This is a genomic window from Bradyrhizobium jicamae, assembly GCF_001440395.1.
Taxonomy (GTDB): Bacteria; Pseudomonadota; Alphaproteobacteria; order Rhizobiales; family Xanthobacteraceae; genus Bradyrhizobium; species Bradyrhizobium jicamae.
Map to the genome: position 1 here is coordinate 48,988 of NZ_LLXZ01000012.1, position 13,437 is coordinate 62,424.

12 protein-coding genes are annotated in these 13,437 nt (G+C 63.5%); 5 read left to right on the top strand and 7 right to left on the bottom strand.

Translation table 11 applies throughout. From position 1 onward, the window contains the following. Positions 1–21 precede the first annotated feature (21 nt). The 5 genes from CQ12_RS02705 to CQ12_RS02725 all read left to right on the top strand — a co-directional run bounded on the left by CQ12_RS02705 (position 22) and on the right by CQ12_RS02725 (position 5,788). Complete coding sequence (locus tag CQ12_RS02705; protein WP_057833821.1) at positions 22–489, top strand: metallophosphoesterase family protein; 468 nt, start codon at positions 22–24, stop codon at positions 487–489. Between the two features lie 306 nt (positions 490–795). Further along, a complete protein-coding gene (locus tag CQ12_RS02710; protein WP_057833822.1) occupies positions 796–1,815 on the top strand; it encodes a TRAP transporter substrate-binding protein in 1,020 nt (339 codons plus the stop codon). Between the two features lie 18 nt (positions 1,816–1,833). Then, positions 1,834–3,732 carry a TRAP transporter large permease gene (locus CQ12_RS02715; RefSeq protein ID WP_057833823.1) on the top strand — a complete coding sequence of 633 codons (1,899 nt, stop codon included), beginning with the start codon at positions 1,834–1,836 and terminating at the stop codon, positions 3,730–3,732. A 23-nt stretch (positions 3,733–3,755) separates the two neighbouring features. Continuing rightward, positions 3,756–5,405, top strand: a complete 1,650-nt coding sequence (locus CQ12_RS02720) for an acyl-CoA synthetase (protein ID WP_057833824.1) — start codon at positions 3,756–3,758, stop codon at positions 5,403–5,405. 11 nt (positions 5,406–5,416) lie between these two features. After that, positions 5,417–5,788, top strand: coding sequence for a hypothetical protein (locus tag CQ12_RS02725; protein ID WP_057833825.1), 372 nt, complete (start codon positions 5,417–5,419; stop codon positions 5,786–5,788). A gap of 130 nt (positions 5,789–5,918) precedes the next feature. On the opposite strand, the gene CQ12_RS02730 is transcribed toward CQ12_RS02725, so the two are convergent. The 7 genes from CQ12_RS02730 to CQ12_RS02760 form a co-directional block, all read right to left on the bottom strand. Continuing rightward, positions 5,919–6,551, bottom strand: coding sequence for an antibiotic biosynthesis monooxygenase family protein (locus CQ12_RS02730; RefSeq protein WP_057833826.1), 633 nt, complete (start codon positions 6,549–6,551; stop codon positions 5,919–5,921). 179 nt (positions 6,552–6,730) lie between these two features. After that, positions 6,731–7,528: an MBL fold metallo-hydrolase gene (locus CQ12_RS02735; RefSeq protein WP_057833827.1), complete on the bottom strand. Its 798-nt coding sequence runs from the start codon at positions 7,526–7,528 to the stop codon at positions 6,731–6,733. Continuing rightward, positions 7,525–8,316 (bottom strand): TatD family hydrolase, encoded by a 792-nt coding sequence (locus CQ12_RS02740; RefSeq protein WP_057833828.1) that lies wholly within the window; start codon positions 8,314–8,316, stop codon positions 7,525–7,527. Before CQ12_RS02740 ends, CQ12_RS02735 begins: the two co-directional genes overlap by 4 nt. Positions 8,317–8,330: 14 nt before the next feature. Beyond that, positions 8,331–10,271 carry a methionine--tRNA ligase gene (gene metG, locus CQ12_RS02745; RefSeq protein WP_083519104.1) on the bottom strand — a complete coding sequence of 647 codons (1,941 nt, stop codon included), beginning with the start codon at positions 10,269–10,271 and terminating at the stop codon, positions 8,331–8,333. A gap of 53 nt (positions 10,272–10,324) precedes the next feature. Beyond that, positions 10,325–11,365: a DNA polymerase III subunit delta' gene (locus tag CQ12_RS02750; protein WP_057833829.1), complete on the bottom strand. Its 1,041-nt coding sequence runs from the start codon at positions 11,363–11,365 to the stop codon at positions 10,325–10,327. Then, entirely contained in the window at positions 11,362–12,048 is a 687-nt protein-coding gene (gene tmk, locus CQ12_RS02755) for a dTMP kinase (RefSeq protein WP_057833830.1), read from the bottom strand. Before tmk ends, CQ12_RS02750 begins: the two co-directional genes overlap by 4 nt. 2 nt (positions 12,049–12,050) lie before the next feature. Next, positions 12,051–13,313, bottom strand: coding sequence for a D-alanyl-D-alanine carboxypeptidase family protein (locus tag CQ12_RS02760; RefSeq protein WP_057833831.1), 1,263 nt, complete (start codon positions 13,311–13,313; stop codon positions 12,051–12,053). Between the last annotated feature and the right edge of the window lie 124 nt (positions 13,314–13,437).

A 13,437-nucleotide genomic window follows, 5' to 3' on the forward strand; every position in this document is an offset into this window, starting at 1 on the left:
CCGTCGGGCACGATTCATCCCATGATGTTCACAGTCGGCATCATTTCGGACACGCATGGCCTGCTTAGGCCCGAGGCCAAGCGTCGTCTGGCTGGAGTCGATCACATCATTCACGGCGGCGATATCGGACGCCCTGACATCATCAGCGAGCTTCGCCGGATCGCGCCGGTCACCGCGATCAGGGGAAACGTGGACACCGGTGATTGGGCCACCGAATACGCCGACACCGAACTCGTGCGGCTCGCGGGACGGGCCATCTTCGTCCTTCATGACCTAAAGACGCTGCGGATTGATCCCGTGGCTTGCGGCATAGATGTGGTCGTCTCTGGCCATTCCCACGTGCCGAATATCAATACGGTCGACGGCGTGCTTTACTTGAACCCAGGAAGCGCGGGCCCGCGGCGCTTCAAACTGCCGATCGCGCTTGCCACGGTCGAGATCACGCCCGACGGCCTGCGACCGGTGATCCACCACCTCGAACTCGGCTGAACCGCACCCAAGCCTGCGAGGGGACGCATTTGGAAACGCTGGCCTCGAATATCCGCAATTCGCATAAGGCATATTATGGAATATTTATATCTACAATTAGATCAGATATTTAGCCGGATATGCTGGCAAACCAGGCCAGCCTGACGGCCATACGGCCATTCGTCTGGGGCAAGCAATCCTGCCCCGCCAAAGCCTGTGTTGCCGTGGCTTGCGGACGCTGCAATAAGCGCGCGAGCGCGAGATCGCCGATGACTTCCGAGCATCTGGTCGTCTCAAGAACAACAATCCTCAAAGGGAGAAACCCAGATGAGTTTTTCACGACGCACGCTTCTCAAGGCATCCGCTGCGTCAGCGGTTTTGGGTGGCATTGGCGCGCCGCTGGTGGCGCGGGCCCAGACCGCCGAATTTACCTACAAGTACGCCAATAACCTTCCTGATGGACATCCGCTGAACGTCCGGGCCAAGGAAATGGCCGCGGCGATCAAGGCCGAGACCAACGGCCGGTTCGACCTCCAAATTTTCCCGAACAACCAGCTCGGTTCCGATACCGACATGCTGAGCCAGATCCGTTCGGGCGGCGTCGAGTTTTTCACGCTGTCAGGGCTGATTCTGGCGACGCTGGTGCCGGCGGCGTCGATTAGCGGCATCGGCTTCGCGTTTCCGGACTACGACACGGTCTGGAAGGCCATGGACGGGGGCTTGGGCGCCCATATCCGTGGCGAGATCACCAAAGCGAACCTCGTGGTGATGGAGAAGATCTGGGACAACGGCTTCCGCCAGACCACGTCGTCCACTAAGCCGATCAACGGCCCTGAGGACTTCAAGGGCTTCAAGATCCGCGTGCCGGTGTCGCCGCTCTGGACCTCGATGTTCAAGGCGTTCGACGCGGCGCCAGCCTCGATCAATTTTAGCGAAGTTTACTCCGCGCTGCAGACCAAGATCGTCGAGGGCCAGGAAAACCCGCTGGCGATCATCTCGACTGCCAAACTGTACGAGGTGCAGAAGTTCTGCTCGCTGACGAACCATATGTGGGATGGCTTCTGGTTCCTGGCGAACCGCCGCGCCTGGGAAAAGGTCCCTGAGGATGTCAGGACCATCGTCGCCAAGAACATTAACGCGGCGGCCGTCAAGGAGCGCGAGGACGTGGCCAAGCTGAATGCCGGGCTGCAGCAGGAACTGGCCGGCAAGGGCCTTGCCTTCAACCAGCCCAACGTCACCCCGTTCCGCGACAAGCTGCGCTCCGCCGGCTTCTACGCGGAATGGAAAGGTAAATACGGCGATCAGGCCTGGGAACTGCTCGAAAAGTCCGTCGGCAAGCTCTCGTAGCGCCTGAGAGAGGCCGTCATGGCTCATGCCGGAATGAGCGAAGCCGTTGGCGGCGAGGTGGGGCAGTCCCCTCCTCGCCGCCATGTGCTGGCGTCGATCGAACATGCCCTGGGAGTGCTGGTCGAGTTGCCGGCCGCGCTGCTGGTTGTCGCCGAGATCGTGATCCTGTTTGCCGGCGTGGTGGCGCGCTATGCGTTGCACCAGCCGTTGATATGGTCGGACGAACTGGCCTCGATCCTGTTCCTGTGGCTTGCCATGCTGGGCGCCGCGGTCGCGTTCCGCCGCGCCGAACACATGCGGATGACGGCAATTGTCGCCAATGCGAAACCCGCTATGCGCGCCTATCTCGATCTGGTGGCGACGTCGGCGGCGTTGGCGTTCCTGATCCTGATCGCCTGGCCGGCTTACGAATACGCCTACGAGGAAAGCTACATCACCACACCGGCGCTGCAGATCAGCAATATCTGGCGTGCCGCGGCGCTGCCGGTCGGCATTGCCCTGATGGCGCTGTTTGCATTCCTGCGGCTGGCCCGCGCGAGCAACCTTCGCACGGTGCTGGGCGCGATCCTCTCAGTGGCGCTGGTCATCGGGATATTCTGGCTGCTCAGGGGCTCGCTCAAGCCGCTCGGCAACCTCAATCTGATCATCTTCTTTGTCGGCGTCGCCGGCTTCTGCGTCTTCGCCGGCGTACCGATTGCGTTCGGCTTTGGGCTCGCAACTTACGGCTATCTCGCGCTGACGACGGGCACGCCGCTGATGGTGCTGGTCGGCCGCATGGACGAGGGCATGAGCCACCTCATCCTGCTGTCCGTGCCCCTCTTCGTCTTCCTCGGTCTCCTGATCGAGATGACCGGCATGGCGCGCGCCATGGTGGCGTTTCTGGCCAGTCTCCTGGGCCATGTCCGTGGCGGCCTGCATTACGTGCTGGTCGGGGCGATGTATCTGGTGTCGGGCATCTCGGGCTCCAAGGCGGCCGACATGGCGGCCGTGGCGCCGGTGCTGTTTCCGGAGATGAAGGCGCGGGGCGCCAAACCGGGCGATCTGGTCGCCCTGCTCTCCGCGACCGGCGCGCAGACGGAAACCATTCCGCCGAGCCTGGTGCTGATCACCATCGGTTCGGTCACCGGGGTCTCGATCGCCGCGCTGTTCACCGGCGGCCTGTTGCCGGGCTTCGTGCTGGCGATCACGCTGTCGGCCCTGGTATGGTGGCGTTACCGGAACGAGGATTTGCGGCATGTCACACGCGCCAGCGGCGGCGAGATTGCCCGTGCGTTTCTCATCGCCCTGCCCGCCATCGCGCTGCCGTTCGTGATCCGCTACGCCGTGGTCGAAGGCATCGCGACCGCGACCGAGGTTTCCACCATCGGCATCGTCTACGCCTTCATCGTCGGCTTTTTTGTCTACGGCCTCCTGATCTATCGCAATTTCGACTGGCGGCGGATCATGCCGATGCTGGTCGAGACCGCGAGCCTGTCGGGCGCGATCCTGCTGATCATCGGATGCGCCACCGGCATGGCCTGGGGCCTCACGCAGTCCGGCTTCTCGCGGACGCTGGCGGCCGCCATGACCGGCCTGCCCGGCGGCTCGGCGACCTTCATCGCGGTCTCGATCGTGGCCTTCGTGATCCTGGGCAGCGTGCTGGAGGGCATTCCGGCGATCGTGCTGTTCGGGCCGCTGCTGTTTCCGATCGCCCGCGCGGTCGGCGTGCACGAGGTCCACTATGCGATGATCGTGATCCTCGCGATGGGTATCGGGTTATTCGCGCCGCCCTTCGGGGTAGGCTATTATGCGGCCTGCGCCATCGGACGCGTCGATCCGGCCGAGGGTATCCGGCCGATCTGGGGTTACCTCTTGGCGCTGATGGTCGGCCTGATTATCGTGGCGATCTTCCCGTGGATTTCGATCGGGTTCTTGTAAGTTTTTCAGATGGGACAAAGCCGATGAGCGCAGCCCAGAACCAGTATTCCATCGGATTGGAGAAGACGCCGGCGAACTACGTTCCGCTGACGCCCCTGAGCTTCCTCGCCCGCAGCGCCGCCGTCTATCCAGATCAGGTCAGCACGGTCTATGAAGGCCGCAGCTTCACCTGGGCCGAGACCTACGAACGCTGCCGGCGCTTTGCGTCCTGGCTCGCCGGCCGCGGCATCGGCAATGGCGATACGATCGCGGCGATGCTGCCGAATATCCCGGCGATGAACGAGGTGCATTTCGCGGTCCCGATGGCGGGCGCGGTGCTTAATGCGCTGAATATCCGGCTCGACGCGCCCTCGATCGCCTTCCAGCTCGATCATGGCGGCGCGAAAATCATTCTGGTCGATCCGGAATTCACCGGCGTGATTGCGGAAGCGCTGACGCTGATGAAGGGGCCGAAACCGTTCGTCGTCGATGTCGACGACGCGGCGTTTGCGGGCGGCAAGCGGATTGGTGAGATCGAGTATGAGGCGGCGGTTGCCCAGGGCGATCCCGGCTTCGTCGCAAGGCTGCCCGGCGATGAATGGGACGCGATCGCGCTGAGCTATACTTCGGGCACCACGGGCAATCCGAAGGGCGTCGTCACCCATCACCGCGGCGCCTATCTCAATGCCGTCAGCAACATCCTGGCCGGCAATCTCGGCCAGCATCCTGTCTATCTCTGGACGTTGCCGATGTTCCACTGCAACGGCTGGTGCTTCCCGTGGACGGTCGCGGCCTCGGCCGGCATCAATGTCTGCCTGCGCAAGGTCGATCCGGCAAAAATCTTCGAGCTGATCCCCAAGCACGGCGTTACCCACATGTGCGGCGCGCCGATCGTCTACAACACGCTGATCAACACGCCCGGCGCCCCCAAGGGCGACAAGGCGCGACGCGTGGTCGGATTGATCGCGGGCGCAGCACCGCCGGTCGCCGTGCTCGAAGGCGCCGAAAGCATCGGCATCAAGCTGACCCACGTCTATGGGTTGACCGAAGTCTATGGCCCTGCCTCCGTCTGCGCCGAGCAGCCGGGCTGGGATGAACTCCCCGCCGACCAGCGCGCCCAGATGAAGCGCCGGCAGGGCGTGCCCTACCCGCTGGAGGAAGCCGTCACTGTGCTTGACCCCGCGACCATGCAGGAGGTGCCGCGCGACGGGGAAACCATCGGCGAGGTGATGTTCCGCGGCAATATCGTGATGAAGGGCTATCTGAAGAACGAGAAGGCCACGCAGGAAGCCTTTGCCGGCGGCTGGTTTCATACCGGCGACCTCGGCGTGCTCGACGAGCACGGCTACGTCATCATCAAGGACCGCTCCAAGGACATCATCATCTCTGGCGGCGAGAACATCTCGTCCGTCGAGGTCGAGGACGTCCTCTACAAGCACCCGGCCGTGCTGTTTGCGGCCGTCGTCGCAAAACCCGATTCCAAATGGGGCGAAGTACCCTGTGCCTTCGTCGAACTGAAGGACGGCGCCAAGGCGACGGAAGCCGAGATTATCGCGTACTGCCGCAGCCACATGTCCGGATTCAAGACGCCGAAGGCCGTCGTGTTCGGAGTTATCCCGAAGACGTCCACCGGCAAGATCCAGAAGTTCATGCTGCGTGAGCAGGTGGATTCGGCGAAGGCGATTTCGGCGTAGGACGGCCTCCCTTGCGTTACTTTGAAGAGGCCCGGACCATCTGGAAGACCAAGGTCCCGTCCAATGGCCAGGCCGACACGGTCGAGGGAGAGTTGCTGCGCGCGGTAGAGAAACTGCGATGGGAGGCGCAGGGCAACGGCAATATCAATTGGGACGACGGATTCGAAATCCTCGTCAGCTTCCTGCAAGCTCATCTGCTCGACGCTACTGTCTACCCCGATGACGTCCTGACATCTACGCGAGCGATTCTCAGCAAGATGTCGGCCACGGACTGGCCGGTTGTCGAGGACGGGCCTTACGACGAACTCGGTGATCGCGTCGTCGAATGGTACCTGCATTACGGTACCCGCCTCCACGCCGGCAATCCGAAACTCCTGCGTTAGTATGCGTGGGGTGGGCAAAGCCAACGGGTCGCGCGAATGCGCGCCCGATGACAGGCTCCGCGTGCCCACCATCTTGCACGCGCAGACAATGGTGGGCACGGCGCTGACGCGCCTTTGCCCACCCTACGATCTAGGCTCGCTCTCTCTTGACCGGCGGATAGTACTGCGGCGCTTCAGTGCGTTCGAACATGCCGTAGTCGCGCATGACCTCGAAAACGCGAAAATACTGGATCGCCGGATCGGCAAACAGGCGCGAGCCGAATTCGACACCGGCTTGTTCGTCCGGCAGATCGATCAGGTGCGCGAAATGCTCGTCGCGATAGACGCTTGCGAAAGCATCACTGCGCCATTCGGTTGCGACCGGAAGCGTCCCGCTCGTCGATTCCGCCGCCAGCATATAGGTCGACTTGCGCCTCGCGGGATCGTTGTAGGGCGTGCGTCGCGCGGGCTGCCAGGCCGGTTGACCGGGCTTTGCTTCGTGAATGACCTGGGCAACGCGGATGCGGTAGTCCGAGAATACCCTCGCGCGGCCAATGGTCTGGACATCGTGATGGTGCGCATGGGCCCGCCACGCCGTCAGGGCCCCCTCGTCCTGCCATATCTGATAGGACAGCAGCAGGTTTTCCCGCGTCAAACTCCTGAAGCGATCGATGAAGAGGCAACCGCCCATCGCCTCGAGATCGGGCTTCAGCGAGGCCGCGAGATCGAGATACTGATCGCGGTGTCCGGGCCTTGTCTGGACTTCGAAGAACAGGCCAATCATCGAAATTCCTCCGCGGCCTGCGATCGAGTTTGCACTGCGCAACCGATCTTCTGTCCGGGTTCTCAAGCACCAGCCTGATCCCGTCATAGGCCGGTATGACGCCCGGCGAAAGGCCCCGCCACGGTGTCATTTAGTCGAGTGTGTGTTGGCAAGGATGGCGCACTTCCCGCGCTGCGGTCCTAGCCGAGCTCCAGCCGCATCCCGTCATAGGCCGGGATCACGCCGGCCGGCAGGCTCTGGCGCAACACCTCGTAATCGAGGTCGGAATGCATGTTGGTGATGACGGCGCGCTTCGGCTTGAAGCGCTCGATCCATGAAAGCGCGTCGTTGACGCTGAAATGGCTGGGGTGGCCGGCATAGCGAAGTCCGTCGACGATCCAGAGGTCGAGGTTTTCCAGCGCCGACCAGCTTTCCTGGGGAATGTCGTGGAGGTCGGGCGTGTAGGCGGCGGCTCCGACACGAAAGCCGAGCGCGGGAATCCTGCCGTGGTGAACCAGGAAGGCGGAAAGCTTCACGGGTCCGCCCTTCCCCTCCGTGTTGTGGCTCTCGCCGGCTTCAATCGAGTGGCGAGTCAGGATCGGCGGATAGTCGCTGCCTTCGGGCGAGATGAAGCAGTAGGAGAACCGCGCCATGATGTCTTTGGCGGTCGACTGGTTGAAATAGACGGGAATACGCCGGCGCTGGTGCAGCACGACCGAACGCAGATCGTCGATGCCATGGGTCTGGTCGGCATGTTCATGCGTCAGGTACACCGCATCGATGTGATCGACATTGGCGTCGATCAATTGCTCGCGCAGGTCGGGCGAGGTGTCGATCACGATCCGCGTGGTGCCGTGGGCGCCGGTACGCTCGACCAGCAGCGAGCAGCGGCGGCGGCGGTTTTTGGGATTGTTGGGGTCGCAGGCGCCCCAGCCGAGTGCCGGGCGTGGCACGCCGGCGGAGGATCCGCAGCCGAGGATCGTCAGCGTCACCGTCATGCGGCTGCCTTTGGCGCCGGCACCTTGGAGAACAGGCGAAAGAAGTTTTCCGTCGTTTGCCGCGAGATTTCCTCCAGCGAAACGCCGCGCGTTTCCGCCAGCACCTTCGCGACCTCGACCACGTAGGACGGCTCGTTGCGTTTGCCGCGAAACTTGCCAGGCGCCAGATACGGCGAGTCGGTTTCGACCATGATGCGGTCGGCCGGAAGTTCAGCCGCGAGCGCGCGCAAGGCTTCGGACTTCTTGAACGTCAGGATGCCGGTGAACGAGATCGAAAGGCCCAGACCAATCGCCTTCATCGCCAATTCGCGTCCGCCGGTGTAGCAATGCAGCACCGCGCGGAACGGCCCCTTGACGATCTCGTCTTCGAGGATTCGGCCGCAATCCTCGTCGGCCTCGCGGGTATGGATCACCAGCGGCAATCCCGTCGCTCGCGCCGCTGCGATATGGGCGCGAAAGCCGCGTTCCTGCGCTTCGCGCGAGCCGTGCTCATAGAAGTAGTCGAGCCCCGCCTCCCCCAGCGCCACGACCTTCGGATGATTGGTCAGCTCGATCAGCTCGCTTGCCGGGAGGCCGTCTTCCTCATCGGCGTTGTGCGGATGGGTGCCGACCGAGCAATAGACGTTGGGAAACCGCTCGGCGATGGCGAGCAGCCCGCCAAGCCGCTTCACCCGGGTCGAAATCGTGACGATGCGGCCAATGCCGGCCGTCTCGGCGCGCGCGACGATGCCGTCGAGATCTTCGGCAAAATCCGGAAAGTCGAGATGGCAGTGACTGTCGACGAGCATGGCTTGCAAACGGCTCAATCCGCCTTTGGTTCGACATAGCGCGGAAACACGCCGACCGGCGGCGGCAAATTCATGCCGGCCGTGATCCGTGTTCCGATCGCCGCAAAGTCCCTGCTGTCCTGGGGAATGCCAAGGCTGTCGAGCAGCTTGCCCGAGGCCTCCGGCATCACCGGCTGCGTCAGGATCGCGATCTGCCGCACCACTTCCGTGGTCACATAGAGCACGGTTTTCTGCCGCGCCGGATCGGTCTTGGCCAGCGCCCATGGCGCCTCGCCCGCGAAATAGCGGTCAGCCTCCGCGATCACGGACCACACCACGTTCAGCCATTGATGGATCTGCTGGGTCGCCATCGCCGTCCGCGACGCCTCCAGCATGGCGTCCGCTTCCGCCAGCATCTCCTTGTCATTGTCGGTGAACTCGCCCGGCTCCGGCAGCACGCCGCCGAGTTGCTTTGATATCATCGACAGCGAACGCTGCGCCAGATTGCCGAGACCATTGGCAAGATCGGCGTTGATGCGCGCGACAATGGCTTCATGGTTGTAGTTACCGTCCTGTCCGAACGGCACCTCGCGCAGGAAGAAATAGCGCATCTGGTCGACGCCGTACTGGTCGGCCAGGTTAAAGGGATCGACGACATTGCCGACCGACTTCGACATCTTCTCGCCCCTGTTGAACAGGAAGCCGTGGGCATAGACCCGCTTCTGCACGGGGATGCCGGCCGACATCAGGAATGCCGGCCAGTACACCGCATGGAAGCGGATGATGTCCTTGCCGATGATGTGCACGTCCGCCGGCCAGTAGCGCCAGTTCGCATCGCTCTCGTCAGGGAAGCCGACGCCGGTGATGTAGTTGGTGAGCGCATCGACCCAGACATACATCACGTGCTCGGGGTCATTCGGTACCTTGACGCCCCAATCGAACGTCGTGCGCGAAATCGACAGATCCTTCAGGCCGCCCTTCACGAAGCTGACGACTTCGTTACGGCGCGAATCCGGGCCAATGAAATCCGGCTGGCTCTCGTAAAGCTGCAGCAAGCGGTCCTGGTAGGCGGACAGTTTGAAGAAGTAACTCTTCTCCTCGACCCATTCGACCGGCGTGCCCTGCGGGCCGCGGCGCACATTGTCCTCGCCGAGAACGGTTTCCTCTTCGGAGTAGTAGGCCTCGTCGCGCACCGAATACCAGCCGGCATAGGTGTCGATATAGATGTCGCCGTTCTGCTGCATCCGGTTCCAGACCACCTGGACCGAACGATGATGCTCGGGCTCCGTGGTGCGGATGAAGCGGTCGAACGACACGTTCAGGCGTTCGTCCATCTCCTTGAACCGGCCGGCATTGCGCGCGGCGAGTTCGGCGACGCTCATGCCTTCGCTCTCGGCGGTCTGCACCATCTTCAGGCCGTGCTCGTCGGTGCCGGTGAGGAAGAACACATCCTTGCCGTTGAGCCGCTGAAACCGCGCCAGCGCGTCGGTCGCGATCGCCTCATAGGCGTGGCCGATATGCGGAATGCCGTTCGGATAGGCGATTGCGGTCGTGATGAAATAGGTGTTGCGTTCGGCGGCGGCGACGGAGTTCGCCGCAGGAGTCGGCTTCAGACTTGTCGTGGACGGCTTTGCGCGGTCGACGGCGGCCGCGAAGGCCCATGCGGTCGGGCTCGCTTCTTGCGGTGCGACGGCCTGCGGTTTCGTCGCCTTGTGCGCAGACTTTTTGGCCGGCTTTTTGGCGGACTTCGGAGCAGCTTTCTTTGCGGACTTTTTCGCGGCCTTGCCGGCGAATTTCTTCGAGGTCTTCTTCTTCCCCTTCTTGGCCTTCTTCACGACACGGCCGCGCTTGGCCGCACCCTTCTTGGCGGCGCGCTTCTTCGCGGCCTTCTTGGCGGCTTTCTTTGCCGCGCGCGGGGGTGGCGACTTGCGGGCCTTCTTCGCCTTCTTCGAAGCTTTCTTTGCAGCCTTCGCCACCACGAAATCCTTTTCAACTCAACGATTGCAGGGAATATTGTCCGATTGAGCGTTTACCGCGTCGCTTCCGCGAGCATCCCGAACACCGAGAAAACCAGCGGTTTTCGCTCCAAATTGTAGGATTCGGTGTCGCGCGCGGCGCGGACGATCTTTTCCCATACCTCCGCAAGCCGTGCAAGGCGGGGCAGATTCGCGTTGGCATCGCCAGCACGCAGCTTTTCGCCGATCCAGCGATCGATGCCGTCGATGAAGGCAGCCAGCGCTACCCGGTCGCTGGTGCCCAGCGCTTCGCCAAGGGCATGCAACTCGCGCGGATCGACCTGCGGCAGCGTCGCCAGCAGCGCTGCGGTCCGCTGCTGCAGCTTCAGCGCGTCGCCGCCGAGCAGCGTCAGCGCGCGGGACACGCTCCCCTCCGCGGCATCGGCGGCCTCCGACAGCGCCGGATCATCGGGGGCGATGTCTGCGGCGTCCGATGCCGCGCGAATGACGTCGTCGGTCGCAAGCGGCCGCAGCGGCAGCTTGCGGCAGCGGGACAGGATCGTCGGCAGGGCCCGCGCCGGCGAATGGCTGACGAGCATAAACAGCGAGCGGTGCGGCGGCTCCTCGAGAATCTTCAGCAGCGCATTGGCGGCGTTCGGATTGAGCTCGTCGACGGTATCGACGATGCAGACCCGCCAGCCGTCGATCGCCGCGGTCGAGCCGAAGAATGAAATCGTTTCCCGCGTCTCGTCGACGGTGATCACCGTCCGCATCACGCCGCGATCGTTGAGGCCGCGCTCCAGCACCAGCAGCCCGCCATGTGCGCCGGCGGTGATTTGGCGTGCGACGTGATCGTTTGGGTCGAGCGCCAGCGTCTCGGCGCGCTGCACCGAAGGCAGGGTCGGGTTGGGATTGGCGAGCACGAAGCGCGCCATGCGATAGGCCAGCGTCGCCTTGCCGATGCCTTGCGGGCCGCCGATCAGCCAGGCATGCGGAATGCGCCCGCTGCGATAGGCCGTCAGCAAGGCGGTTTCCGCCTCGCGGTGGCCGAACAGATCGGCCGTTTCGCGGGGATGCCTGACCGCCGTTTCCTGCTCGGCCTTGCGCGCGCTCATGCCGTTCCCGCCGGGCTCTTGGTTGCTAACAGGTGATCGCGCAGCGCGGCCCAGACGCGGCCGGCAACCGTGTCGGCGTCGGCATTCGCATCGATGAGCACGCAGCGTTGCGGCTCTTCCGCGGCGATCTGCTTGTAGGCGTCGCGGAGCCCCTGATGGAACTGCAGGTCTTCCGCCTCGAACCTGTCAGGCACGCCGCTGCCGCGGCGGGCCGCGGCGCGCTGGTGGCCGACATCAACCGGGATATCCAGAATGATGGTCAGGTCCGGCTTGAGATCGCCGATGGTGACCCGCTGCATGGCGTTAAGAACGCCGGGCGCGACTTGCCCCAACCGGCCCTGATAGGCGCGGGTCGAGTCCGAGAAGCGGTCGCACAGCACCCACGTGCCCTGGCTGAGCGCGGGCTGGATCACGGTGCGGACGTGGTCGTCGCGCGCGGCTGCAAACAGCAACGTCTCCGCGTCCGGTCCCAGCAGCTTGCCCATCCCCGAGAGCACGAGATGCCGCATGATCTCCGCGCCCGGCGAGCCGCCGGGCTCGCGGGTAACGATGGCGCGCAGCTTCGTCGCCGCCAGACGCTCGGCGAGCTTCTTGATCTGCGTGGATTTGCCGGAGCCCTCGCCGCCTTCAAAGGTAATGAACTTCCCGCGTCCGGATGGCCGCTGCAGCGTTGCCTGGTTCATGCTCAGAGCTTCTCTGCACTCGCGCGGAACACGCCGATGACGAGTTCGCTGGCTCCGTCGATCGCGCGGCGCATGGTCGACCCGGTGCCCACCGCCTCCGCAGCATAGACCGGCGCCTCCACGGCGACATTGGCGCCGCGCCACACCTTGACGACGCCGACCGGTTGGCCGGCCTGTACCGGCGCCCGCACCGGGCCATTGTAGACGATGCGCGCGATCAGTTTCTCACTGCCGTTCTTCGGCACCATCACCTTGATCGGCTGGGGGCTGGCAAGTTTCACCGAGCGGCTTTCGCCGCCGAACACCTTGGCGTAGCCGACCTGCTGGTTGGCCGCGAACAGCGTGCGGGTCTCGAAATTGCGAAAGCCCCATTCCAGCATCTTCTTCGCCTCAGAGGCGCGATCGTCGGGATCTTCGAGCCCATTGATCACGACAATCAGCCGCGTGTCGTTCTGCACGGCCGAGCCGACCATGCCGTAGCCGCCCTCCTTGGTGTAGCCGGTCTTGAACCCGTCGGCGCCGTTGAGCGTGTTCAGAAGCGGATTGCGGTTTTGCTGGCGGATCTTGTTCCAGGTGAACTCCCGCTCGCCGAACAATTTGTACATGTCGGGATAGGCCACGATCAGGTGGCGGGCGAGCTTTGCCAGCTCCCGAACCGTCATCTTGTTGGCGGGATCGGGCAGGCCGCTGGAATTGCCGAAGGTCGACTTCATCAAACCAAGCTCGCGGGCGCGCTTGGTCAGGAAGTCGGCGGCAAAGATCCGCTCGTTGCCGGCCATGCCTTCGGCCAGCGCAATGCAGGAATCATTGCCGCTCTGGATGATCGCGCCCTTCAACAGGTCGTCCACGGAGACCTTGCTGTTGAGGATGGCAAACATGGTCGAGCCGCCCGCCGGCGCACCGCCCTTGCGCCAGGCGTTCTCGCTGATCCGATATTCGTCCGTCAGCTTGACCTTGCCTTCCTTGAGGGCATTGAAGACCACCTCGACCGTCATCAGCTTCATCATGCTGGACGGCGCCCGCAATTCGTCGGCGTTCTTCTCGAACAGCACGCTGCCGCTGGAGGCCTCGATCAGGATCGCGGTCGGCGCATCGCCGTCAAAGCCGCCGTCTTCCTTCTTCGGCGCGCCCTGCACGCTGTTGTTGGCGGCGTAGACGATCCCGCCCCAGCCGACCGACAGGGCGAGAACAGCCGCCATCAGGCTCCGCCACGGGAGAACGGCCGCGGCGTCGAATTTGCGGGAAACGGAGGTCTCTGCTGCCATCGGCGATGTCCTGAATCCGCGCGTTCTAACAGTTGGAAGTATCGCAAACAACAGAGGTTTTGGACGTGCAGCCCATGTCGATCGGATTGCGGCAACGGACCAAGGAACATATCGTGGCGATGCT